This window comes from Paenibacillus rhizovicinus (genome assembly GCF_010365285.1).
GTDB lineage: Bacteria > Bacillota > Bacilli > Paenibacillales > Paenibacillaceae > Paenibacillus_Z > Paenibacillus_Z rhizovicinus.
In genome coordinates this window covers 2672462-2697611 of the sequence record NZ_CP048286.1, presented here as the reverse complement: position 1 = coordinate 2697611, position 25150 = coordinate 2672462, and the positions used below count along the sequence as shown (strand labels likewise).

Annotated in this window: 19 protein-coding genes and 2 riboswitches; of the genes, 12 read left to right on the top strand and 7 right to left on the bottom strand. The window is 58.1% G+C overall.

Annotated features, from left to right (window positions below):
- Positions 1-33 precede the first annotated feature (33 nt).
- The gene (locus tag GZH47_RS12075; RefSeq protein ID WP_162640313.1) at positions 34-1272 is read right to left on the bottom strand and encodes a S41 family peptidase; all 1239 of its coding nucleotides are present in this window, start codon (positions 1270-1272) and stop codon (positions 34-36) included.
- Between the two features lie 334 nt (positions 1273-1606).
- On the opposite strand from GZH47_RS12075, the gene GZH47_RS12070 reads away from it, so the two are divergent.
- Genes GZH47_RS12070 through GZH47_RS12060 form a run of 3 tightly spaced genes read left to right on the top strand, consistent with a single transcriptional unit; the run spans position 1607 to position 6736 of the window.
- Positions 1607-2638 carry an AAA family ATPase gene (locus tag GZH47_RS12070; RefSeq protein ID WP_225446458.1) on the top strand — a complete coding sequence of 344 codons (1032 nt, stop codon included), beginning with the start codon at positions 1607-1609 and terminating at the stop codon, positions 2636-2638.
- Positions 2635-4098, top strand: coding sequence for a DUF58 domain-containing protein (locus GZH47_RS12065; protein ID WP_162640312.1), 1464 nt, complete (start codon positions 2635-2637; stop codon positions 4096-4098). Before GZH47_RS12070 ends, GZH47_RS12065 begins: the two co-directional genes overlap by 4 nt.
- Entirely contained in the window at positions 4076-6736 is a 2661-nt protein-coding gene (locus tag GZH47_RS12060; protein WP_162640311.1) for a transglutaminase-like domain-containing protein, read from the top strand. Before GZH47_RS12065 ends, GZH47_RS12060 begins: the two co-directional genes overlap by 23 nt.
- 213 nt (positions 6737-6949) lie before the next feature.
- On the opposite strand, the gene GZH47_RS12055 is transcribed toward GZH47_RS12060, so the two are convergent.
- The gene (locus GZH47_RS12055) at positions 6950-8539 is read right to left on the bottom strand and encodes a bactofilin family protein (RefSeq protein WP_162640310.1); all 1590 of its coding nucleotides are present in this window, start codon (positions 8537-8539) and stop codon (positions 6950-6952) included.
- Positions 8508-9518, bottom strand: a complete 1011-nt coding sequence (locus GZH47_RS12050) for a M23 family metallopeptidase (RefSeq protein WP_162640309.1) — start codon at positions 9516-9518, stop codon at positions 8508-8510. The genes GZH47_RS12055 and GZH47_RS12050 overlap by 32 nt, the downstream gene beginning before the upstream one ends.
- A gap of 237 nt (positions 9519-9755) precedes the next feature.
- Here GZH47_RS12050 and GZH47_RS12045 point away from each other — a divergent pair, with 237 nt between their 5' ends.
- The gene (locus tag GZH47_RS12045) at positions 9756-10874 is read left to right on the top strand and encodes a ParM/StbA family protein (protein WP_162640308.1); all 1119 of its coding nucleotides are present in this window, start codon (positions 9756-9758) and stop codon (positions 10872-10874) included.
- Positions 10875-11586: 712 nt separating this feature from the next.
- The gene (guaA, locus tag GZH47_RS12040; RefSeq protein ID WP_162640307.1) at positions 11587-13125 is read left to right on the top strand and encodes a glutamine-hydrolyzing GMP synthase; all 1539 of its coding nucleotides are present in this window, start codon (positions 11587-11589) and stop codon (positions 13123-13125) included.
- A 72-nt stretch (positions 13126-13197) separates the two neighbouring features.
- Here guaA and GZH47_RS12035 read toward each other — a convergent pair whose 3' ends face one another.
- Positions 13198-14349, bottom strand: coding sequence for a HupE/UreJ family protein (locus GZH47_RS12035; RefSeq protein WP_162640306.1), 1152 nt, complete (start codon positions 14347-14349; stop codon positions 13198-13200).
- A 264-nt stretch (positions 14350-14613) separates the two neighbouring features.
- On the opposite strand from GZH47_RS12035, the gene GZH47_RS12030 reads away from it, so the two are divergent.
- Positions 14614-15693, top strand: a complete 1080-nt coding sequence (locus GZH47_RS12030) for a peptidylprolyl isomerase (protein WP_162640305.1) — start codon at positions 14614-14616, stop codon at positions 15691-15693.
- 65 nt (positions 15694-15758) lie between these two features.
- A riboswitch (purine riboswitch) is annotated at positions 15759-15859 on the top strand.
- Between the two features lie 129 nt (positions 15860-15988).
- A complete protein-coding gene (locus GZH47_RS12025) occupies positions 15989-17380 on the top strand; it encodes an NCS2 family permease (RefSeq protein WP_162640304.1) in 1392 nt (463 codons plus the stop codon).
- A gap of 105 nt (positions 17381-17485) precedes the next feature.
- Here the strand turns inward: GZH47_RS12025 and GZH47_RS12020 are convergent, their stop codons facing one another.
- The 3 genes from GZH47_RS12020 to GZH47_RS12010 form a co-directional block, all read right to left on the bottom strand.
- Positions 17486-18139, bottom strand: a complete 654-nt coding sequence (locus tag GZH47_RS12020) for a TetR/AcrR family transcriptional regulator (RefSeq protein ID WP_162640303.1) — start codon at positions 18137-18139, stop codon at positions 17486-17488.
- Between the two features lie 88 nt (positions 18140-18227).
- Positions 18228-19025, bottom strand: coding sequence for an ABC transporter permease subunit (locus GZH47_RS12015; protein WP_162640302.1), 798 nt, complete (start codon positions 19023-19025; stop codon positions 18228-18230).
- A 20-nt stretch (positions 19026-19045) separates the two neighbouring features.
- Positions 19046-19927 (bottom strand): ABC transporter ATP-binding protein, encoded by an 882-nt coding sequence (locus GZH47_RS12010; protein ID WP_162640301.1) that lies wholly within the window; start codon positions 19925-19927, stop codon positions 19046-19048.
- Between the two features lie 262 nt (positions 19928-20189).
- Positions 20190-20290: riboswitch (purine riboswitch) on the top strand.
- A gap of 200 nt (positions 20291-20490) precedes the next feature.
- Between GZH47_RS12010 and purE the strand changes: the two genes are divergently transcribed.
- The 5 genes from purE (at position 20491) to purS (ending at position 25148) form a co-directional block, all read left to right on the top strand.
- Positions 20491-20976 carry a 5-(carboxyamino)imidazole ribonucleotide mutase gene (purE, locus tag GZH47_RS12005; protein ID WP_162640300.1) on the top strand — a complete coding sequence of 162 codons (486 nt, stop codon included), beginning with the start codon at positions 20491-20493 and terminating at the stop codon, positions 20974-20976.
- The gene (gene purK, locus GZH47_RS12000; protein WP_162640299.1) at positions 20973-22145 is read left to right on the top strand and encodes a 5-(carboxyamino)imidazole ribonucleotide synthase; all 1173 of its coding nucleotides are present in this window, start codon (positions 20973-20975) and stop codon (positions 22143-22145) included. Before purE ends, purK begins: the two co-directional genes overlap by 4 nt.
- Positions 22146-22148: 3 nt before the next feature.
- A complete protein-coding gene (gene purB / locus GZH47_RS11995) occupies positions 22149-23444 on the top strand; it encodes an adenylosuccinate lyase (protein WP_162640298.1) in 1296 nt (431 codons plus the stop codon).
- A 184-nt stretch (positions 23445-23628) separates the two neighbouring features.
- Positions 23629-24519, top strand: a complete 891-nt coding sequence (locus GZH47_RS11990) for a phosphoribosylaminoimidazolesuccinocarboxamide synthase (protein WP_162640297.1) — start codon at positions 23629-23631, stop codon at positions 24517-24519.
- A 386-nt stretch (positions 24520-24905) separates the two neighbouring features.
- Complete coding sequence (gene purS / locus GZH47_RS11985) at positions 24906-25148, top strand: phosphoribosylformylglycinamidine synthase subunit PurS (protein ID WP_162640296.1); 243 nt, start codon at positions 24906-24908, stop codon at positions 25146-25148.
- Positions 25149-25150: the final 2 nt, after the last annotated feature.

Below are 25150 nucleotides of genomic sequence, written 5' to 3'. Positions count from 1 at the left end.
ATAAAAGAAGAATGCGGCACTGGCTCCCCCAGCTTAAGAAAGGACGCGCTCAGCCCCTGTCCGTAGCAGCTCAACCGCCTTGTCAAGCGCGGCATCCCGTTGTTGATAGAGATCTTCCCTGCTTAGTGAGATCTCGATGTCCGGCGCAATGCCGACGCCTTCGAAGGGAGTGCCGTCCGGCAGGAACGCGCGAATGGCGCCGACGGTCACGCTAATATTGCCGTTATCGAATGTTCGCGCGACCGGCTGGCCGGTGGATCCGAATGTCCGCTCGCCGACGATAACCGCCCTGCCATTGTCCCGGAACGGCAGGATGAAGTCCTCGGCCGCCGATCCGGTGAACCGATCGGCCAGCAGGATAAGCCGACCCGCGTAAGCATCCGCGGCGGGATCGGCATAACCGGAACTGCATTCCGCGTAGCCGTAATCGTCGGCGAACCGGAATTTCGCGTTCGGATGCCGACGGTTCAGAAACTCGGGATGGCGCGACCGTTCCGTCCACCAGCGATGCGGACGATCCATAAGCTTGTCTGTCAATCGTCCTGGCGTCGAGCCGCCGCCGTTGCCCCGGACGTCGATAATAAGCGACGCGGAATCCCGGTATTCCTCCAGAAGCAGCAGCGCCTGCTCCTCGAATTTGGGGTGATTGAAGCTTGGTATGCGAATGTATGCGACCTCAGTGCCAGGCAGCCGCCGCCCCGTCGTTTCTCCTTGATTAAGAGCTTCGAAATCGACCGGTTTGCGAGGCAAGCTAACACACCGGCGGGTTCCTAGCTGATCCATAATCTCCACCTCGACCCGCTCGTCGGGCAGAAGCTGCGACAGATAGTAGGGCAGCCGGGCGATATTCGATCTCCAATCGGTCATGCCAGCGAGCGACCCGATTTCTTCCAGCCAATCGCCCAGCGTCCTGCCTCCAATCTTCAGTACCGAATCGCCGCGCTTCAATAAGCCGGAATGATCCCCGTTCACGACCCATTCGCCGTCCGCTTCGATCAGCGCAAGACCGAGCATTCCGCCGTACGGAAACGGCATGGCCCGATCGAAATAATTGGAATGTCCGTTGCGAAGCTTGCTGAAGTACGCCCACATGACGTGCTGAAAGTCGGCCCGCCGCTCCGCATGAGAGGCTTTTTCGAACCACTCCTCCATCACGTTTCCGAGCTCATCCGGTCCGATGCTTGCGTTCTCCCAATGAGCGAATGCCTTCTCGGTCAATCTTACGGTTTCCGCCACGATGATTAATCGCTGTTCCAATGACAGTTCCTGCATGAAACGGGCCTCCTTCAATTTTGGGGATGACGAGGGGGTCGATGCCGCTTGCGCTCTAATTTCTTCATCCGAACGAGAGCGTGCCTCGATATAGCATTTTGTTGGACAAGAAAGCGCCTCCTTTATAGGGGAATTATATCATTTCCGCATGGATACATAGACCATAATTTCCACAATAATCAATTACAGATATCGTGGAAAATCAAACATGCGTCCGTGTTGTTAATTTTGATGCCGCATTCGGGGCCTCCGGAGGTGTAAAGGGGGCTGTTGATGGCGAAACTAGCAGGTAGAACGATTCAATAGGATGGAAGAGTAGGAGAGGAGCCCGAAAATGATTCCAAAAACGCAGCAAGGCGAAAAAGGCGGCGAGCCGCTGCACGCACTGGATCCGGATATGTGGCCGGAAGCGGCGCAGCAATCGCTGCAGCTGATGCTGGCGCGGGTTAACAGCGTGCTGCTTGGCAAAGAAAAAGTCGTATCGCAGGTGTTCAGCGCGCTGCTGGCGGGCGGTCATGTGCTGCTTGAGGACGTGCCAGGCGTCGGCAAGACGCTGCTCGTGCGGGCTATTGCCCGGGTAATAGGCGGTGAATTCCGCCGCATTCAGTTTACGTCCGACATGCAGCCGGCGGACGTCGTCGGCGGGATGGTATGGGACGGGAAGCGGGGCGAGCTCGTCTTCCGCCAAGGGCCGCTGATGGCGAATGTCGTGCTAGCCGATGAAATCAACCGCACGCCGCCGCGCACGCAGTCCGCGCTGCTGGAAGCGATGGAGGAGCGGAGCGTGTCGGCCGACGGAGAGACGAGGCCGCTGCCGTCGCCGTTCATGCTGCTCGCCACCCAAAATCCGCTGCGGGACGACGGCACGTACCCCTTGCCGGAAGCGCAGCTCGACCGGTTCATGATGCGGCTCTCGATCGGCTATCCTGCTCCGGAGGATGAGATCAGCATGCTGGCTTCCGGCCGGCAGCGCCTGCTGCCGGAGCTTCTTCGTCCGGTCATCGTGCCGGAGGAGTGGCTGCGCATGCAGAAGGACGCGCAGACGGTGCATGTCCATCCCGCGCTGCTTGCCTATGCGGTGCATATTGTCGGCGCGACGCGCGCTTCGTCGGAGCTGCAGCTCGGCGCAAGTCCGCGCGCGACGCTGGATTGGATCCGCGCCTCGCAGGCCGCGGCTTTCGTCGCGGGAAGACGCTATGTGGTGCCGGATGATTTGAAGCATACGGCCGAACCCGTGCTGGCTCACCGGCTGCTTTTGCGGGAAGAGGCATGGGTGAAAGGGAACAGCCCCGCGAAGGTGCTGGAGGACATCCTGACCTCGTCTCCCGTGCCGATGCCGGCCTCCGAAGGCGGGCGCCGAAGATGAGAACGGCGGGAACGCAGCAAGGGAATAGGAACGGATCTGCGATGCCCGGAGAGGTTAAACCGTTGCCGGAAAGCGCGCTCCAGGAACCGGCAGCCTCCAGGCTGCGCAGCCGGATGATGCCGCGAATTATGGCGATGGTCATATTGGGCCTCGGCCTATTCGCGCTCATCGAACGGGGCGGAGCGGTAGAGTGGCTGTTCGCGGCCGTCGCGGTGCTGGCGGCGGGAGGCGGCCTGCTGCTTCCGTATGCGGCGCTGGGCCGCATTCATGCGGAACGGATCGTCTATGATGCCGAGAACCTTGAAGACGGCGGCGAAATGCGCGCCGCGCTGACGATCAGGCTTAGCCGCATGCTGCCGTTCATGTGGGTATGCGTGCAGGAAGAGATCGCGAACGCCTGCGCGCCGCAAGGCAGCGGCATACATATCATGCGGGCGCTGCTTCCCGGCTTCAGCCGCCGGCTGACGCTGACGTATAAGGTGAACGGTTTGCTGCGGGGAGAACTCGAATTCCGCCGTTTGACCGTGACGGCCGGAGATATGTTGGGACTAACGGTGCGTACCGTCGTCGTTGCCTGCCCGGGCCATGCGATCGTCAGGCCTTCGGCGCCGGCCGGAGAGGAGCTCGGCGAGCTGCCGGGCTTTGAAGCGGCGCAAGCCCGGCAAGGCATGCAGCCTGTCTCCGCATTCGGCGGGCAGATGATGGCCGCGGCATCCCGGCTGCGCAGGGACGGAGCGGGACCGGAGCTGCGCGGTTATATTCCCGGCGATTCGCTGCGCCGGGTCGATTGGCGCGCGATGGCGCGAGGGCTCGGCATGCAGACGCGCATGAGCGAAGCGGCCGAAGCGGGGACGGTCATCATTATGCTGGAAACTTCCGCGTCCGCGTATGGCAAGGAGCGCAGGCTATTCGATGCCAACGCCGGCCGGGCGGCGGCGATGATGAAACGAGCGGTGCGGGAAGGGAAGAGCGTAAAGCTGCTGACCAACTCCGCCGCGGAGAGCTTGATCTTCGACGGGGCGGCGGGAGCCGATCTTCGGGAAGCCGAAATCCGCCTTGCGAAGCTCCGGCTGGATGAGGCGTTCAAACCGATGTCGCAGCGATTGTCCGATGTCGTCGCGGGCGCGCCGCGCGGCGCATCCGTGATTTGCCTGACGGCGGGCATGACGGGCAGCGCCGAAGCGATCGCCAGACCTTCGAGCGATCCCGGCAATATTACTTACGGTGCCAAGCTGGCGGGCGTGAGGGGAATTCAGCTGCTGCTGCTTTTGTCCGTGCCGGCCGATAAGGGCGATGCGGCCGCCGAAAGCTGGCGGGAGCGGCTGCAAGGCACGGGCTGCCTCGTGAGAGCGATGCCGATGCCCAAGCATTTCGGAAGCATGAAGCCGGGCGTCGAGGACGCTGCCGTGCGCTCCGGCAGAGAAGGGGGCGGGGTTCATGTCGAAGCCGCAGGAGGATAAGCTCGGTTGGTCTGCCGGGCAGACGGAGGCTGTTTTGGCCGGGAGCGGCCAGGCAGAGATCGCAGGACTTGAGCAGGCTGCGGCTTCATCATCCGGCGGCGGTTCGCCGAAGGCCGCTGGCCGCGGCGCCACGACTGGCTCGGCTGTCGGAGCCGCACGCTTGTCCAAACGGTCGGAGGAACGGGAAGGGCTGCATTTCTTCCGTTACGGCTCCAGACGTTTGATAACGAGCCTGCTGTTGTATGGCCTGATCGTGGAATGGCTGCTGCCGCTCGAGCAGTTGAAAGCCTACACGGAGCTATACCAGATCAGTCCATTGCTTACGGCGGTGGGATTGTTTCTGGCCGTTGGGCTGTTCGTGCCGCCGACATGGGCAGCGCTGCTGATGAACGGGTGCATTGCGCTCGGAGCGGTGCTCGTCTTGTTCCAGCCTCATTACGGTTCATTATCGCAATCCATGCAGGGCTTCGTGCGCGCGTTCCGTCATGATGCGGCAGGCATCGCGCAGGGCCAGTTCATGCTATCCGGGGAAATGAGGACCCTGCTGCTCATAGCCGGACTCGGCATGATGGCGATCGCCGTGCAGTCCTTGATGTGGCTGCGGCAGTGGGGGCTGGGACTAACCGCGCTGACGGCCGTATATTTGCTGCTGTTGTACGGATTTACGGGCTTGGAGGTATTTCCCGGCTTGCTGCGGGCATGTGCGGAAGGCTTGGTGCTGAGCGCGCTCGTGACGGCGCCGCGCATCGAGCGGCTTGCGGGCATGCCGGATTTGTTCGCCAAAGGGAAGGGCGGCAGCGGCGGAGAGGGCAGCTTGTTGTCCGGCTGGTCGCTCGGCTGGTGGAGCGGCGCGGCTTGGCTGGCCGTCCTCATTATGGCGGCGAGTGTCGGTGCGGCTTGGGGCTGGTCCAGCGGCACGACTTCGGAGCAGGCGCCATGGGCCGCGGATGCCATCCAGTGGGGTCAGGAGCAAATGGACAAGGCCGACGGCGGCGCGGCTCCCGCAGCCACGACAGCGCAGGAAGCCATGTCCGAGACGGGCTTGAGCGGGTCGGGCAAGACGGGCTACGGCTTCGACGACCGCCGCCTTGGAGGTCCGCTGACTCCGGATACCACGGTATTGTTCACGGTAGCTTCGCAGGAAGCCGGGTATTTGCGCGGGGACAGCGAAGCCTTCTATAACGGGAAGGGCTGGGAGCAGGAAGAGCATGATTGGCTGAAGCGGAACGTGACGAGCGATTCCGGCAAACCGCGTGCCGGCGTGTTCGTCCAGACCGTGACGCCTGCCCGGCCGACGGTCGGCTATCCGTTGTTTACCGGCGGCGCGGACGCGCGAATTACGGCGCTTAAGCTGCAGCGTTCGCCGAAGAACGATAGCGGCAAGTATTGGCAGGATGCGTTCTCGGGCGCCCTGTACCCGTCCGGCGATGAGGATCAAGTCGTTCAGTACACCGTGGAGACGGTGATTCCGAACGAGGCGAAAGCGCAAGCGCAAGGGGATATCAACGCTGCCGGCAGCGCGAAGGACGCCTCCGTTCCGTTGTCGATGACGGAGCGGGAAGAGCGCGTGTTCACGCAGCTTCCGACGGATCTTCCGGCGCGGGTCGGCGAGCTTGCGGCGCAAATCCTCAAGGACGCGGGCAATCCGACGGACCGGTATGCGCAGGCGGAAGCGATCGTCGATTATTTGAAGGCGAATTATCCGTACACGCTGACGAATACGCAGGTTCCTGAAGGGGGCGCGGATCTCGTCGACGATTTCCTGTTCCGGCAAAAGCAAGGGTATTGCGTGCATTTTGCCTCCGCGCTGGCGGTGCTGCTGCGGACGCAGGGCATTCCCGCGCGGTACGTGAAAGGTTTTGCGCCGGGCGAACCCGGCCTGCCGGCGGATGGAGGCGACGCCTCCCTGTACACCGTGCGCGCGAGCGACGCGCATGCTTGGGTGGAAGTGTGGTTTCCGGGCGTCGGCTGGCTGTCTTTCGAGCCGACGCCGGGTTTTGCGGCACCGGATAGCGGTGCCGCCGGCGCAGCCGCCTCGTCCGCGCCGGCGGGCGAGGGGGCGCAGCCGGATGCCGCCGCGGCGGGCGATGCCGCGCCGGCGGCGGATCGCGGCGAAGCCGCCGGCGCCCGGAGCGCAGCCGGGCGTTTGGCCGCGCAGCTGCGCGCTGCCGCGGCGCGCGGCGCGCATGCGCTCGCGGACGCGGGCCGCGGCGCCATGGCTTCGCCGCCGTGGGCCATGGCGGCGTGCGCCGCAGCCGTTACGGGCGCGGCCGGGCTCGCCCTGGCGTGGCGCCGCAGGCACGAACGCTTCGCGTTCGGCACGGCGCTGCGCCGGTACGGCAGCGCCCTGAATGCGGGCCGGCATACCGCGGCCCGCAGCCAGTTCCTCCAGCTCGCGGACGCCTTGTGGCGCGAGCTGTACAAGCAGTGCGGCGCGAAGCCTCCGCACCGCACGGCGCGCGAATACGCGGCGGCGCTGCGCCTGCCGCCGCTGACCGCGCCGCTAGTCGCGGATTTCGTGCGGTGGGACGAAGAAGCGCGGTTCGACGCGTTCGCGCCTCGTCTTCCGACGCAGCAGCAAATGGCCGAGCTGGTCAGCACGGTCGTCAAACCGCGCCAGCCGGGAGCGTCTTCTTAAGCCCGATAAACCCAAAAATCCGCAAGCCGGGCACAGCCCCCGGCTTGCGGATTTTATTATTCCAAGGCCCAGGAATACAAACAACAAAAAAGCCGAGGCGGTTATCCAACCAACCCCGGCATGCGCAGCGGGCAGCGGCCCGCTGTCTTACTAATCGCTTGTATGTTTAAGTATGTTTAAGCTAAGTTTGTAATCCAATACATCCTATTGAAACTACCAGTTTCGCAGCAAAGCAGCCGCTTCTTCGTCCTTGCGGTTCGTCGTCGACTTGCTGCCCGACGATTCCTCGGTTGGCTTGGCCTGTTCTCCGTTGCCGTTGCCGTAGGAATTCGCCCGGTCTTGGAAGCCGAACGCGTACGCGCTGCTCGGGGTCTGGACGGGCTGACGGCTGTGTTCATCAACGAAGCCGGCGGGAATCGGGACCGCTTCCGTCGCAACGGCTGCATCCAGTCCCGAAACGGCGTTCGTCTCTTGGGCCGAGTCAGACTCGACATGTCGGTCCTTCAACGGCTCGAAGACGGTCCAGCCAAAAGCTTCGTTGCCGCCAGCTGCTGCTTCCGAAACAATCGCTGCCGATGAAGCCTCTGCAGCATCAACAGTACTGGCCCCGTTCACTAGCACCTCTACTTCCGCCTCGCCGGAAGCATCCTCGCTGACCAGAATCTCAACTTCCAAGTCGGAAGCACCTTCGCTCCCCGGAGCGCTGCCTACAGTATCGTCACCCAACGCAGCCGCCATAGTCGCAACGCCATCCGCGTCTTCGCTGAGCGAATCGTCTTCACTCCCCGCAGCTTCAACCTCGCCGGAAGCATCTTCACTCCACGAAGCCTCAACCTCCACCTCGCCAGCAGCCTCCTCACCAGAAGAAACCGCAGCCTCTTCAACGCCCTGCACAGCAGAAGACGCTAAGTGCAACACGTCGTCATCGTGAACCTCGCCGCTCGGAGCCGCCACATCCGCATGCAAAGCATCCCCGGTTCCCGCAGCAGCCGAATCTCCCGCAAGCTCGCCAGATTCTCCGGTCACCTCCGCACTTGCGGAAGCTGCTGCCGCCACTTCGGCCATCGCCACGGCCATCTGCTGCGGCGCTTGGCTGGTTGCTTGTCCGGGAACCCCAAGCGCCGCGCGCTCATCCTCGCTCAGTCCTTCGCTGCGCCGGCTGCCGGCATTCATATTCTGCATGAACGCCCGGCCGTTCTCCCGCAGCGGATCGGCAGAAACCGTTGGCGAACCTCCGGCGGCTTGAAGTTCCGCGTCATCCGAGCTTGCATCGGCGGCGTTGTTCTTCTCTGACGCCCGGAAACTGATCTTCTTCATCAGCAGGCTCGACTGCGCTTCCTTGTCCCGTCGATCGATCCCGCTGCGGCGTTCTTCGCCCTTCCAGTCGGGATCGGCTGCCGCGCGGCGATCGCGTCCGGCCCGCCGTTCGATCGGGCTGACGACAGGCTCGCCCATGTCCATGGCGCTGTTGCCCTGAAAGATACCGCCTTCATCGATCGCAAGCGTTGCCGCATCCATGTCGCCGTACAATTTCCCGGTCGACGCGATGGTCAGCTTGCCGCTGATGCGTACATTGCCCGTCACTTGACCGGCCAGAACAACGTTCCGGGCCGTAATGTTCGAAATTGCAAAAGCGCTCTCGCCCAGTACGACATCCCCTTCGGCAAACAGGTCCCCGCGCAGCTGGCCTTCCACTCTGACGCTTCCCGCGGAGCGAATGGCGCCTTCGATGATCGTGCCCTCGCCAATGAACGTGTCGGTCAGCAATGTGCTAATCTTGTCTTTTTTCCAGAACTTGAACATCGGTCGGCATCCCCTTCATAGCCATATTTAAATACGGTTTTGGATCGACGGGCACATCGTGCTCCAGCACTTCGAAATGCAGATGCGGTCCCGTGCTGCGTCCCGTGGAACCGATCAGGCCGATGTCATCGCCCTGCTTGAGGACGTCGCCGGCGGTGACGGAAATACTGGACAGATGCATATATTTGGTCGATAGGCCTTGTTTGTGACGGATCAGAACGTAATTGCCGCGGGCGCTGTTGAACCCGGTCTCGGCCACCGTGCCGTCGGCTGCGGCAAAGACGGGATCGCCGAAGCTGCCTGCGATATCGATCCCCGTATGCTTGGCGGGATTGCTCGTGAACGGATCGATCCGCACGCCGAACGGCGACGAGATGCGCTGCGAATACGTCGGCCAGAACGTCGGCGTCGTTCGGAGCTGCTGTTTCTTCTTCTGCACCTCCGTATGCGTACGGGTCAGCGCCTCTTTCAGCTCGCCGATCCGGGCGTCGAGCGATGCGTATTTCTCGTCCATGCCGTCGATCAGCTGACGATAGTCGTTATCGGTTGCGGCGAAGAGCTCGCCGCCGACGCCGTCTTCGGCGTTGGTCTTGCCGCCGGGCGCGTCGAATCCGACAAAGGACTGCATGGCCGATGCCAGCTTGTCCAATTGATCCAAGCGCGACTGCACGTCTTCGGCTTGCTGGGCGAATTCGACCATCTGTTTCTGCAGCTGCCGGATCGAGGCGTCCTTGAAGGCGATTTCGCTTTTATACGAGCCGGAGCTTAGCGCGATTTGCTGATGGAGCCGGTCCATTTTCCATTCGCTGCGTTCTTGAAGCAAGTACAGCGTCGACGCGGTCGCGGCCAGTGCGAGGATGAGAATCGGTATTGCCGCCAGAAGGAGGGTGGAAGCCCGAAATCGCACGGAAGGACCGCCGTCGTCAGGAAGGACGAGAAACGTAAACCGGCCGCCGGAGAAACGCCGTTTCTTCTTCATGCCTGCCTCCTTAACGATTTGGATTGATCTTGCCGAATAAAAACATATACCGATTAATTTCGGCACTTGATCGCGAAAAACTTAGCTTTGAAACAAATTTGATCCAAGATGCGGAAAAAAGAGGAATTTGTCGGATGGTGGCGAAATTTTGACCCAATACGGGCATAACGCGCGCCGCGGAGAACGACCGGACTTCGCGTCCAAGCATGCTTCAAGATATGAACGGAGGAACAGAACGTGATTAAGCTCGCAGGCATTGACGTAGGAAACGACAGCATTAAATTGATGGTCGACGGCTCGACGGAGCCTGTCGTCATTCCCAGCATTCTCTCTCCCGGCTATGAACGGCATATTTTTCAAGAAGAGGATTCGCCGCTGAAGGCGCTGGACGTTCGGATCTACAGCCCGAAGCTGAAGAGAAACAACCAGCGGTATTTCGTGGGCATGCTCGCGATGGAAGATCAAGATAACTCCGAGCTGGAGGAAACCGACAACAAGGCAACGAGCGACCAAGCGTTGATCGTGGCGCTGACCGCCCTTGCTTACGCCGGGCTGACGAGCAGCTCCTATCAGCCGTCCGAAACGCAGACAAGCCAAGTCGTGGAGTATATCGTCGGCACGGGACTGCCGGTTCGTACTTATGCAGGCTTTCACAAAGCGTTCGAGGAACGGCTCGTCGGCGAGCACGAAGTCACTTTCCTCTCCACGCCGAAGCTGCGCGGACGCTCCATCAAGGTCATCATCAAGCGGGCGGTCGTGTCCATCGAAGGCGCGGCGGCGCTGTTCCATATGGCAACGCACGACAACCTCGCCGTTCGCAACGAGGAGCTGTATTACGGCTGCATCGGCATTTGCGAGATGGGCGCGCTGACGACGGATTTCCCGGTCGTGAAGCGGATGAGCATCGACAATCAATTCAGCACGGGCGAGCAGTTCGGCCTTGCCGGCTATCTGGATCAAATCATTCGCGACGTCGAGGACCAATTCGGCCACCGGTTCCCGAGCCGGACGAAATTGATTCAGCGCATCAAGAGCGGCGACTATGTGATCCACCGTATCGGCGAAGGACAGGCGGACATTAGTCCGATCGTGGACAATTATTTCAGCCGCGCGGCGAACAAGGTGCTGGATCTCATCGTGAAACGGTGGAAGAAGAACCCGGACATCCAGTGCTTCTACGTACTCGGAGGCGGCGCAGCCGCGCTGCGGAGCTATCTGAACGACGCGGCAGGCTCCATTCGCCTGCGTTTCGTGGAAGACAGCGAGTTCCAGAATGTCTACGGCTACTTGAAACTGGCCAAAAACAAACAGCAGCAGGCGCTTGCAGCCACCGCAGCAGCGGCCGAACAGTCTTAATCGGACCGAACGCGCGGAGCCGATGGATACCGGACAGGCCGATGCTTCGCATAGGGGATAAGGAAAGCCGAACGGAGCGTTGCGCGCTCTGTTCGGCTTTTTATTGTTTTCGAGCTTACCGCTCCACCCCGATACCGACCCTTGCCTTTAACCATGTGCCGGTTTCTCAGACTCTCAGCGTGTACGGTGAAATCCGCGCATTCACCTGTAAAGAATCCAGCATGCGCTATTTGGTGATTTTAGCGCTCATTGGATTCCTAACGAATCCTGGGAAGCTTATTAATAGTAATGTCGAGCGAAAATCGAACGAGATGGGTACGACGGAGTCAAATAGCGTGTGCAGGATCCGTTAGAATCGCAAACGGCCGCAAAAGCCAACAATAAGGCTTGTAAGGTTCGTAAGCGCTCTGTGGCGTTTGCGCTAGCCCCGGCGTCCATATTCTTCAAGCGCTGAGAGGTCCGGCCCTTCGCTTCGCGAAGAAACTGAGCGTGCAGCAGGTATTCGGAAATTCGATGCCCGCGATGACAGAGGAGCAGTTTAACGCCGCCGCCGCAGCGTCCTTTCTCCTGGCCGATTACTCGCCGGCTGCGTTCCGAAATCCATGGGAGCGGTTTCTTTTTTCGCCTTGCAATCGATGCATTTCGTTTCCTTGACTGTCCCATACTGCCTATATATAATTGACACAATGATTTGAGGGAGGCTCCTACAAAAGTGAACAAGCCAAATGAAATGATCGTTGTCCTCGATTTCGGCGGACAATACAACCAGTTGATTGCAAGACGCATCCGTGATTTGGGCGTATACAGCGAATTGCTGCCTTACAATACTTCGGTGGAACGGATCCGGGAGCTGCAGCCGAAAGGCATCGTGTTCTCGGGAGGACCGGCAAGCGTATATGAGGAGAAGTCGCCGCTCGTAGATCCCGCGATTTATGATTTGGGCCTGCCGATCTTCGGCATTTGCTACGGCATGCAGCTGATCGCGCATCAGCTTGAAGGCAAAGTCGAACGCGCCGGCAAGCGCGAATACGGCAAGGCGGAAGTGGATTTCGCAGCGGGCAGCGAGCTCGTGAAGGACTTGGAAACGCGCCAAACCGTATGGATGAGCCACGGCGACCATGTCGTCGAGCTGCCGAAAGGCTTCCGCGTCGATGCGAGCACGGACCATGCGCCGATCGCGGCGATGAGCCACCCGGACCGCAAACTGTTCGCGGTGCAATTCCATCCGGAAGTGCGCCACTCCGTGCAAGGTAACGAAATGATCCGCAATTTCCTGTACAACGTGTGCGGCTGCGAAGGCAACTGGAGCATGAGCACGTTCATCGACGATACGATCCGCGACATCCGCGCGCAAGTGGGTAACGGCAAAGTGCTGTGCGCGTTGTCCGGCGGTGTGGATTCGTCGGTCGTGGCGATCCTGCTGCATAAGGCGATCGGCGATCAGCTGACTTGCATGTTCATCGACCATGGCCTGCTGCGCAAGGACGAAGCGGAAGGCGTCATGGAGACGTTCGTCGGCAAGTTCGATATGAAAGTCGTCAAAATCGATGCCAAAGACCGCTTCCTCGGCAAGCTGAAAGGCGTCGACGATCCGGAGCAGAAACGCAAAATCATCGGCAACGAGTTTATCTACGTGTTCCAAGAGGAATCCGCGAAGTTCGACGATTTCGAGTTCCTCGCGCAAGGCACGCTGTATACGGATATCGTCGAAAGCGGTACGGCGACGGCGCAAACGATCAAGTCGCACCACAACGTCGGCGGTTTGCCGGAAGACATTAAATTCAAGCTCGTCGAGCCGCTGAAGGCACTGTTCAAGGACGAAGTTCGCAAAGTCGGCGAAGAGTGCGGCCTGCCGGAAGCAATCGTATGGCGCCAGCCGTTCCCGGGTCCGGGTCTAGCGATCCGCGTGCTTGGTGAAGTAACGGACGAGAAGCTGAAGATCGTTCGCGATTCTGATGCGATCCTGCGCGACGAGATTGCCAAAGCCGGTCTCGACCGCGAGATTTGGCAGTACTTCACGGCGCTGCCGAACATGAAGAGCGTCGGCGTCATGGGCGACGCGCGTACGTATTCGTACACGGTCGGCATCCGCGCCGTAACGTCCATCGACGGCATGACGGCCGACTGGGCGCGTATTCCTTGGGATGTGCTGGAGAAAATCTCCGTGCGTATCGTCAACGAGGTCGACAACGTTAACCGTATCGTCTACGACGTCACGTCGAAGCCGCCGGCAACGATCGAGTGGGAATAGGCCGGAATTTATAATCAAAGACAAAAAACCTTATCGCGTTGCGATAAGGTTTTTTGCGCAGGAGGCATTGGCCTAGAGATTTGAAACAACCCGCTCGACAAGCCACAGTCCGCCAAGCATCAGGGCCGCGGCGGAACAGGCGACGGCCACCTGTCTCGAGTGTTTCCAGCGATAAAGAAGAGCTAACGCGGGCAGTACCAGGGCAACGATGACCACCTGAACGGTTTCGATGCCGACATTGAAACTGATCAAATCCACCGCCAAATTGCTCTTCGGAATATTCATTTCCGTCAGGATGTCCGCGAAACCCATTCCGTGGATCAGCCCGAAGACGAAGGTCAATACCCACCGGTAGCTGACTTTCTTGCGAATCAAATTGTCCAAAGCGACATAACAAATGCTCAGCGCGATGGCCGGCTCCACGAAAAGCGAGGAGACATGGATCACGCCCGTGACGGTCAAGGCCAAGGTAATGCAATGCGCGATCGTAAACGCCGTGATCGTCGCCGCGTACTGCTTGAACGTTTGCCTGGCGACGAGCAGGGAGAATAAGAACAAGAGGTGATCGTACCCCGATAATATATGATTCATCCCCAGCAGGAAGAAGGACAGCCAGCCGTCCGTCGCGCTCGATGAAGTTGTCTCATCGGGCAGTTGCTGCTGAGGAGACGCATCGCCCGGCTGCAATCCGGCAAAATCATCTGCCGTCATGTTCAGCGACCACGTCCGGTTGCTGCCCGCGAGTGCCGCGGTGCTTCTCTGGGTTCCGTTATAAACCGTCAGCAGGTTTACGTAATTGCTCGCTTTATCGTTCAAGTACAATTGATCGCTCAGCTGGATTTGCTGGGATGCCGCTACCGCGGGGAAGGAGGCTTTCAGCACCGCTTTCTTAGGGTGCATGGCGAGACTCTCGACGTGGGCCCACCCCGCGCTTTCTCCGTTAATCTTCACATCGATGCTGCTCTGCAGGACTGCCAGCAGCTTCTGATCCACCGCTGCGAACTCCTCGGAATCGAGCGTTTTGTCTTGATTGGTATCGCCCCCGACAAGCTCTATGACCGATAATTCATCGAGCGCGTACGTAAGCTCCGTCTTGGATTGATACAACTCCAAGGTCGAGAATGTCGCGCTGTAGCCATGAGCATCCGCTCGATGCTCACAAGACAGAAGCACCAGCATCGCCATGAAAATCGGAAGAAAGAAACGCCATCGCCAAACCGTCATTATATGCCATCCTTTTCTGTTTCTGCTTCCCGTTCTGCAGAAATCGGTCGAATTATTCGCTGCCTACCAAATCTATCATCCAATTGTTAAATCCAAATCAAAACTTCCTCGTAATTATGTATTAAATCGCCGGCTGCCCTAGAGTGCGAGTTAACGGAGGAGAATGGCTAACAAAATGGTTTATGTATCCAATGGGATGAGCTAGAATCCTATTAGGCAATTCGTTAAAAAGTTGTCAGGAGATTCCAACGGGGGGTTCATAGGGTGAGTAAAAGCAAGGGCAATCATCTATTGCGTAAATTGGGACTAACGGCGCTGGTCGCAGCGGGGTTGACGCTCGCGGCGGGCGCGGGAGCGTACGCGGCGACGAAAATGACCTTGTTCGTGAACGGTCAGAAGTCGGCCGTGGAACCGGTATCCATGAAGGGGACGACCTATGTTCCTCTTCGCGCCGCCGCCGAGATGCTCGGTGCGACTGTCAATTACAATGCCGCTTCGAGTGCGGTCACGATTACCAGCAAGCCCGTCCAATATCCTGCAGGCGACAGCGGCAACGAGGCGGTCGGTTCGGTGAATGGCGTGCCGATTACGAAGAACCAGCTGTACGATGCGATGGTTGCTCTGGGCGGCGCGCAAACGATGGACAACCTGATTCAAGCAGAACTGATTAATCAGGAAGCGAAGAAACAAGGAATCGTCATCAGCGAGCAAGACGTGGATGCGGAAATTGCGCTAATCATCAAGCAATTCCCGTCAGAAGCGGACTTTCAAGCCGCGCTGGTGCAGAACGGCATGACGCTCGAGGATTTAAGGAGGCAGACGCCGATGCAGCTTCAAATCCGCAGGATCCTGGAGCCGCGCGCGAAAGTTACCGACGAACAAGTGAAACAATATTTTGATGCGAACCGGGCCGAGTACGATCAGCCGGAGCAGGTAAGGGCATCGCATATTCTGGTGGCGACGCAAGCGGAGGCGGACGCCATTATGAAGCAGCTGAAGGCCGGCGCGGATTTCGCCAAGCTGGCGAAGGAGAAATCAATCGACGCGGGCAGCAAGGACGCGGGCGGCGATCTCGGTTACTTCGGCAAAGGCGTCATGATCCCTGAGTTCGAGAAAGCGGCGTTCTCACTTAAGGTGGGCGTGCTTGGCGGTCCGGTCAAGACGGAGTTCGGTTATCACATCATCAAAGTAACCGACCACAAGGCGGCCAAGGCGGCGAAGTTTGAAGATAAGGAGGCCGAAATCCGTGCCAAGCTCGTTCGCGACAAGGTTTCCGGTCTTTCCTCGGCATGGCTGGCGGATTTAAAGGCCAAAGCGCAAATTACGAACACGATCAAACCGTGAATTTCAATCGATTTCCATTGACAGGTTTTGAATAATCTCGCTAAAATGTTCACAGACTCAATTACAAACAAAATTGCATGTCTTTTCGTATAATCTCAAGAATCGGCTTGAGAGTCTCTACGAGGTCACCGTAAATGGCCTGTCTACGAAAAGCAAGATGAACGCGCGCGAACGGTCCATTCGCGCGGTCATACTTGTTTTTGCGTAGAACCTAGAGAATGCTGCCGAACTCCTCGGCGTCGTTTTCTAGGTTCTTTGTTTGTTCTGAACAATTTTCTGGGAGGTTATTAGAAAAATGGGCGGTTTCTTTCGTTTGAAGGAACACGGAACAAATGTAAGAACGGAAATCATGGCGGGGCTGACGACATTCATGACAATGGCATACATTCTCGCCGTCAATCCCGGCGTGCTTGGCGGCGCGGGACTGAATATGTACTCTGTGTTTCTGGCTACGGCGCTCGCGGGCGGTATCTTCACGATTGCGATGGGACTGTTCGCTAATTTCCCGGCGGCGCTTGCGCCAGGCATGGGCTTGAACGCGTACTTCGCTTCGACGGTATTGGCTTCGAAAGCGACGAACTCGCCGATTTCGCCGGAGATGGCACTGACGGCCGTCTTCATCTCCGGTATTATTTTCATGATCCTGACGGTTACCCAAGTCCGTCAAATGCTGATCGTTGCCGTTCCGGACAGCTTGAAGCATGCCATCACGGTCGGTATCGGCTTGTTCATTACGATCATCGGATTGAAGAACAGCGGTATCCTGGCGGTTGGCATTGAGAACACGGTAACGGACATTCCGAAAGGCCAATTCACGGATATTCTGAGTTTCGAATCCGTCTTCCACATGGGCAGCCTGGAAAACTCCAGCGTCTACCTGACGCTGATCGGCGTGCTGCTGATCGCGGTCATGATGGTGCTGCGCGTTCCCGGCGCGATTCTGTGGGGCATCATCGGCGTCACGATCATCGCGATCTGCACGGGCGACGTCGACGTCAGCAAAACGTTGGATGGCCAAAGATGGTCCCCGAACTTCAACGAACTGAGCTGGTGGGATTTCGACTTCAAAGGCGTGTGGCATACCGGTTTGATCTCCATCATCGCGACGTTCACGTTCGTTGAATTGTTCGATACGTTCGGCACGCTCGTCGGTACGGCTACCCGTGCCGGCGCGATGAAAGACCCGGTCAAAGGCCGTAAGCTCGTCGGCAAAGCGATGTTCGTCGACGCGGTCGGCGTCAGCGGCGGCGCGATGCTCGGCACGAGCACGGTTACGACGTTCGTCGAGAGCTCCGCGGGTATCGCTCAGGGCGGACGCACGGGCTTGACGGCGGTGACGACAGGCGTAGCGTTCCTGGCTTCCTTGTTCCTATGGCCGCTCATCTCGCTCATCCCGGGTTCCGCAACGGCTGCGGCGCTGATCATCGTCGGCGTTCTGATGGTTCAATCCATCAAGGAAATCGACTTCCAAGACATGGTGTTCGCGATTCCGTCGTTCTTGACGATCGCCTTGATGCCGTTCACGTACAACATTGCGAACGGCGTATCTGCGGGTATCGTTTCGTACGTCGTCCTGGCGACGGTCGGCAACCTGTCCGGCAAAAGCAAATATAAAGTCCACTGGCTCATGTGGGTGCTCGCGGTTCTTATCGTCGTGCGCTACGCTTGGATTGGCAGCCAGGGCTAAATAGAGAGATAGAAATAAGCACAGCGCGGACCGGCGCTGTGCTTTTTTTTTTGTGACGAAAACCCTTATCCTTACCGGCCGCAGGGCGCCTGATGCGACTTGGCCCTACTTCCGATACACTCCATACTTCACCATGTCGATGAAGTCATCGCTCTCTTCGATCAGCATCGCCTGCAGCGCTTCATGCGTATAATCGCCGGTGCGGTACAGCTGCAGGTATTTGGCGGAATACTGGGACAGGACCATCATCACCATATGGAACACCTTCTCCGGCGTTACGCCTTCGCGGAGAGGGCCGGATGCCAGCAGGTCGGTTTTGAACAGGTCATTCAGCATGAAGGGATCCGTATACTTCGTCTGATGTTCTGAGAAGAACGCGTCCAGTTCCTCCTTGAGCGCTTTCGGCGGATGGATCATGGCTCGCTGCACCAGCTCGGCTTCTTGCGAATGCCGCAGGGTGATCTGCTGCTTGGCGAGAATGATCGCCTTGAGACGGTCGAAGAAATCGACGGCTTGAATGCGGTCCACCTCTTCCATCGTCCGGTCGATCAACAGTCTCGTGCAATGCTTGACGACGGCGAGATAGAGGTTCTTCTTGCTTTTGAAGTAGTGGAACAGGATCCCTTTGGAAATACCCGCGCGGGAAGTAATAATGTCCGTCGAGGCATTGTCGTACCCGTTCTTGGCGAACTCCTCGATGCATATGGTCATGATGAGCTCCTGCTTGACTTCAGGAACTTTCGCGAATACGGAATTCATGGACGGTCACCTCGCTAACGGCTAAGAATCCGTCCGATCCAGCCCTGTTTGGCATTATGCCTTGGACGGCGTTCATCGGACGCGACCCCTATACCACGATATCTTTTTTACTATAATACCAATACGCGGACAGGAAGCAACCGGCGATGACGACGGCCATGATGACGGGATAGATCGGATCAAGGCTGTGTTCCGTCAGGATTTGCGCGGAATCGGCGTACTTGAACGGACTCGCGTATTTCAGCCAAGAGAACCGTTCGGAGATGCCTGCGACGACGCTGAGGAAGTACATGACGAACACGAGTCCGAGCGAGATCGAGACGATCGAACGCGTTCTGCGCGCGAGTGCCGAGAACAAGAACGCGATGGCGGCGAACGTCAGGTGCATCAGCAGCACCGCCAGTTCGAGCAGGAAGAACGCCCGATAGGAAATGTCCTGCCCCGAGGAGAATTGAAATCCGACAAGCGATGCCGCGACGATGACAAGGTTGAACAGCAAGACGTTCGAGGCGACGGCCGCCCCTTTATGCAAAATAATCGTTTGACGGGCGAGAGGCAGCGACAGCAGAAACTCGGCCGTCTTCTCGTTCTGCTCCTTGGCGATGATGCCGGAGGCCAGCAGCGCCGCGTAGATGCTTCCGAGCAGCGTCGTCATGAGATGGATCTCGATGCCGTAGAATCCGAGCAAGGTGCCAAGGCTGAGACGGTCCATGCCGAACGCTTTCTGCATGCCTTCCGGAACCGCGTTCGTGAGACTGTCCATGTTCGCCTGTTCCTTGGCCATGGAGGGGAAGATGCTTAAATACAGCAAAATAATGCCTGCCATAATGAGGCTCCATATGATCAGGCTCCGCAAATTGCGTTTGAACTCTCTTCTGAACAGCATGGCTGTCACCTCCGCGATTATTATTTCGTGTAATAATGCAAGAAAATTTCATCAAGCGAAGGCTCTTCGATCAAAATATCTTGGAAGGCGCATTCGGCCACGCCCTGCACGAAGGATCGCATATCGCCGTCATACAGCAGCTTCAGATGCGTACCTGCGATTTCCCGTTTCACGATGCCGGCGATACCGGACAGATCGATGGTTTCGGGCTGCTTGGAGGTGAGCGTAATATGACGCAAGTTGTTGCGAAGCAGGGTTTCCACGGATTCGACTTTGATCAGGGCGCCGTCCTTGATGATCGCCACCCGGTCGCACAACCGCTGCACCTCGCTCAGAATGTGAGAGGAGAAGAAGATCGTCGTTCCTTTGGCGCGCTCTTCCTTGAGCAGCTCGAAGAACGTGTTCTGCATCAACGGATCGAGTCCGCCCGTCGGTTCGTCGAGAATGAGCAGCCTCGGTTCATGGAGCAGCGCTTGAACGATGCCGACCTTCTTGCGATTGCCGAAGGAAAGGTCTTCGATTTTGCGGTTCAGGTCGAGATCGAGCCGGGCGGCGAGCTCGGCGATCCGCTGCTCGTTCCGGTAACGGTGGAAGGCAGCCGAGAAGCGAATGAGGTCCATGACCTTCATGTCATCGTAGTAGAAGACCTCCGAGGGCAGATAACCGATCTGCTGCCGGATCTCCCGAGAATGCGCGACGACGTCCTTGCCGAAGATCGCCGCGCTGCCGGAGGTCGGGAAAATAATGTTCAGCAGCGTCCGTATCGTCGTGCTCTTGCCCGCGCCGTTCGGTCCGATGAACCCGAACACTTCGCCTTCTTCGATGGAGAACGTAAGATCTGTGATGCCGCGGCTCTTGCCGTAAGACTTGGTCAGCCCTGCGATATCGACGATTGGCTTCAAGGCGTCAGCCTCCTTTTTATGAGGTGAAAGAGAAGCGTTGACTACTCAGTCAACTTATTTATAGTCCTTATTGACTCGATAGTCAATAAGAAGTTGGTTGAGTTTTCTGACAAAACCATCGCCTCATCTCCGTTTAAGAAAAGCAAATGCGATGAATTAGTGTCAAAATACGAACTATTACAGATAATTCAAATCGAATGTTCGTGTTTTCACGTTGACATTCCAGGTGAGGATTGATAAACTAGAAGTAGCTAATAAGAAAAGATTTTGTCGAAACTTATCTCGTATATCCTTGGGAATGGGCCCGAGAGTATCTACCCGAAAACCTTTAATTTTCGGACTACGAGACGATGCCGCGAAGATCCAGGTTGCCGCCAAGAAGGGGCAGCCTGATGTTGTCTTTACCGTTCTTGTATACCATCTGTAGCATGGTGGACAAAGCGTGAAGCCGCTTCGCCGCAAGTCTTTTGAAGTCCCGAAGCATTCCTGAATTGGAATACGTGCTGAGGGACTTTTTTTACGGATTCGAGATCCTTCCTAAACGAAAAGGTGGTCATTAGCAAATGTCGGTACAAGTGGGCGTTATCATGGGCAGCAAGTCAGATTGGGATACGATGAAACTGGCCTGTGATGTGCTGGATGAGCTGCAAATTCCGTACGAGAAGAAAGTCGTTTCCGCGCACCGCACGCCGGATCTGATGTTCCAATACGCGGAAACCGCCGCAGAGCGCGGACTGAAAGTCATTATCGCGGGTGCAGGCGGAGCTGCACATTTGCCCGGCATGGTCGCAGCCAAAACGATTCTGCCGGTTATTGGCGTTCCGGTTAAATCTTCGAATTTGAACGGTCTGGATTCGCTGTTGTCCATCGTGCAAATGCCGGGCGGCATTCCGGTCGCGACCGTCGCGATCGGCAATGCGGGCGGTACGAATGCAGGGCTGCTCGCAGGCCAGATCATCGGCGCATTCGATCCTGCGGTTCAATCGCGCGTGCAAGCACGGCGCGACCGGATTCAGCAGGAAGTGCTGGAAAGCAGTGAGACGCTATGAGCAAGGCGGCCGGCAGCGAGATGAAAGTGATATTGCCGGGTTCGACGATCGGCATTCTGGGCGGCGGACAGCTGGGACGGATGATGGCGAACGCGGGCAGCGCGATGGGGTACCGGTTCGTAGCGCTTGATCCGACGCCGGATGCGCCGTGCGGCCAAGTCGCGCAGCAAATCGTCGCGGCTTACGACAACCGCGATGCGGCCAAGGAATTGGCGGCGCGCGCGGATGTCATTACGTATGAATTCGAGAACGTCGACGCAGGGGTAGCCGCCATGCTGATGGAGCAATCGTACGTTCCGCAGGGCAGCGAGCTTCTCTATACGACGCAGCATCGGCTGCGGGAGAAGCGGGCGATCGAAGCGGCAGGCGTGAAGGTAGCGCCGTACGCGGAGGTTCGCAGCGCGGACGAGCTTCGCGAGGCGGTCGGCCGGTTCGGCCTGCCGTGCGTGCTGAAGACGGCGATGGGCGGCTACGACGGCAAAGGCCAATGGGTCATTCGCAGCGAGAGCGAAATCGACGAGGCGTTCGAGACGCTGAAGCGCGCGGGCACGGAGCTTGTGGTGGAGCAGTTCATCCGGTTCCAGAAGGAACTGTCCGTTATCGCGGCACGCAGCCCGCAAGGCGAGATTCGGACCTTTCCGGCAGCGGAGAACATTCATGTCGACAACATTTTGCATCTGTCCATCGTGCCTGCCCGCATCGACGAAGAGCTTCAGCGGGAAGCCGAGCGGCTTGCGGCGCGGATCGCGGAAGGGCTTGGCGCGGTCGGGCTGATCGCGGTGGAGCTGTTCTTGACGGAGGACGGCGAGCTGTTCGTCAACGAGCTTGCGCCGCGTCCGCATAACAGCGGCCACTATACGATGGAAGCTTGCCGCACTTCGCAGTTCGAGCAGCATGTGCGCGCCGTATGCGGACTGCCGCTCGGGGACACGGCGCTGCTGACGCCGGTCGTCATGGTGAACGTGCTCGGCGAGCACGTGGAACCGTTATTGGGACGGATGGCAAGACAGGATGAATCGGCGGAACGTTTGGGCGTCGCGCCTAAAATTCACTTATATGGGAAACATGAAGCCAAACATAAACGGAAAATGGGGCATGTCAACGTGCTCGCAGACAGCGTGGAGCAAGCGCTGGAATGGGTTTCCGAAACCAACATTTGGAGGGTTTAATAGATGTTACAACGTTACAGCAGACCGGAAATGAGAGCGATTTGGACCGAGGAGAACAAATTCAAAGCATGGCTCGAGGTTGAGCTTTGCGCATGCGAGGCTTGGGTTGAACTCGGCGTCATCCCTCGCGAGGACGTAGCGGCCCTTCGGGAGAAAGCGACGTTCGACATCGACCGCATTAACGAAATCGAGCTGGAAACCCGCCATGACGTTATCGCGTTCACGCGCGCGGTATCCGAAACGGTCGGCCCTGAGCGCAAATGGGTCCATTACGGCCTGACGTCCACGGACGTCGTCGACACGGCAATGGGCTACCTGCTGCTGCAAGCCAACGAGATTCTCGAGAAAGACATCGAGAACTTCATCGAAATCCTCCGCGGTCAAGCGGTTGTCTATAAAGATACGGCCATGATGGGCCGTACGCACGGCGTGCATGCCGAGCCGACGACGTTCGGCTTGAAGCTCGCGCTGTGGTACGAAGAAATGAAACGGAACCTGGAGCGTTTCCGCCATGCGGCGAACGGCGTCCAATTCGGCAAAATCTCCGGCGCGGTCGGCACGTACGCGAACATCGATCCGTTCGTCGAAGAGTTCACTTGCCGCAAGCTCGGCATCACGCCTGCTCCGATCTCGACGCAAACGCTGCAGCGCGACCGTCATGCGGAATACATGGCGACGCTGGCACTGGTTGCGACGTCGCTCGATAAGTTCGCGACGGAGATCCGCGCCCTGCAGAAGAGCGAATTCCGCGAGGTGGAAGAGCCGTTCGCGAAGGGCCAGAAGGGCTCGTCCGCAATGCCGCATAAGCGCAACCCGATCGGCTGCGAGAACATTTCCGGCCTGTCCCGCGTCATCCGCGGCCATATGCTGACGGCTTACGAGAACGTAACGCTGTGGCACGAACGCGATATCAGCCACTCGTCGGCTGAACGCGTGATCCTGCCGGATGCGACGATGCTGCTGAACTATATGCTGAACCGTTTGGGCAACATTTTGAAGAATTTGCAAGTGTTCCCGGAGAACATGAAACGCAACATGCAGCGCACGTTCGGCGTACCGTTCTCCGGCCGCGTCATGACGAAGCTGATCGACAAAGGCTTCAGCCGCGAGCAGGCGTACGATACGGTACAGCCGCGGGCGATGCAGGCATGGGAAGAACAGCGCCAATTCCGCGACATCATCGAGTCGACGCCGGAAATCACGAGCCAATTGTCCGCGGACGAGATTGCCGATTGTTTCAATCCGGCATGGCATTTGAAACACGTGGATACTATTTTTAAACGGCTTGAGTTGATTTAAAAGACAGACTCCGCATGCGGAATCGTCCTCCGATCGCTGTTGTACTCGGAATTTTATGAATTAACCTCTCAGAGGTGTAATTCCGAGTACAAAGGCGACCACTTCGTTTCTCCGGACTGATTCCGCCTGCTCCGTCTAACGTCATTATAAATAAACTAAGCCTAACGGCAGGGGGAGATAAAGGATGACACAAGCATTGTCCACGGCTGCGGATTATATTAAGGCGCCGCTGATTTATAAAGGCAAGGTGCGCGAGCTTTACGATCTGGGCGAGCATTTCCTGATCGTCGTTACGGACCGCATCAGCGCATTCGATTACGTGCTTGACCCGGCCGTACCTGAGAAAGGCAACGTGCTGAACCGGTTGTCGGCTTTCTGGTTCGAGCAAACGGCCGATATGATGGCGAATCACGTTGTTCACACGGACGTTAACAAGCTGGGCGATCTCGTTACGGAGCCCGAACTGCTGAAGAACCGCATCATGGTCACGAAGAAAGCGGAGCGCATCGATATCGAATGCGTCGTGCGCGGCTATATCACGGGCGGCGGTTGGAGACAATATGTGAAAACATCGGCCATCAACGGCATCGAACTGCCGGCCGGCCTTCGGAAGAACGAACGTTTCGCGGAACCTCTCTTCACGCCTGCGGCCAAGAACGACGTCGGCCATGACGAAGACATCCCGTTCGCGCGCATGCAAGAAATGGTGGGCGCCGAGCTCGCCGATGAACTGCGCGACAAGAGCATTCGCCTCTACGAATTCGCCCGCGCGTTCTGCGAAGAGCGCGGCATCATCCTGGCGGACTGCAAATTCGAATTCGGCCTCATCGACGGCAAAGTCATTCTGATCGATGAAATCTTCACCCCGGACTCTTCCCGTTTCTGGGCCAAAGCCAACTATGCGTACGACATCGAAATCGACAGCATGGACAAAGAACCGGTCCGCACGTACCTGCTCGGCTCCGATTGGGACCAGAACAGCAAACCGGCTCCGCTGCCGGAAGCAGTCGTCCAAGAAACAACGAACCGCTACCTGGCGATCTACGAAGCGCTAACGGGCAAACCGCTCAACTAACAACACGCGGGACAAGCACAGATGTCCCGCATCACATAAACAAGCATCCGCGTCCGGCGAACAATTCGCCGGCGCAACTCGCAAGGCGCCGCAGCGCGGCACAAGCCCGCGAGCGAAGCAAAACCGTCGCAACGCGGCGAAACGCCCGCGTAGCGCGCAGGATGCTCCCCCAAGAGCATCCTGCAAATGTTTGTTTTTGAAAATGGGTGCAGCAAAAGAGTGGTTTCTCGAGCCGGAGAGCGCAAGCGATCGCCTTTGAACGCCGGAAACAACCGCAGGTTAATTGTTCGAGTTTCCGGAAGTTCAACAGCGACGGAGGCCGATAAATCCACGTTTTGCGTAACGATCCCATTTTAATTTTAAAATTTCAGGAGGCGACCCCCCTAATGAAGGCTAAAGTCTACGTAACGATCAAAGAAAACGTGCTCGACCCGCAAGGCAGCGCCGTGCAAGGCGCCCTGCACACCATGGGCTTCGAGGAAGTCGGCAAAGTCCGCATCGGCAAATACCTGGAGCTGAACTTGGATACGTCCGACCGCGCGGAAGCGGAAGCGCGTTTGACAGCAATGTGCGAGAAGCTGCTCGCGAACACGGTCGTTGAAGATTTCCGCTTTGAATTGGAGGGGTAATC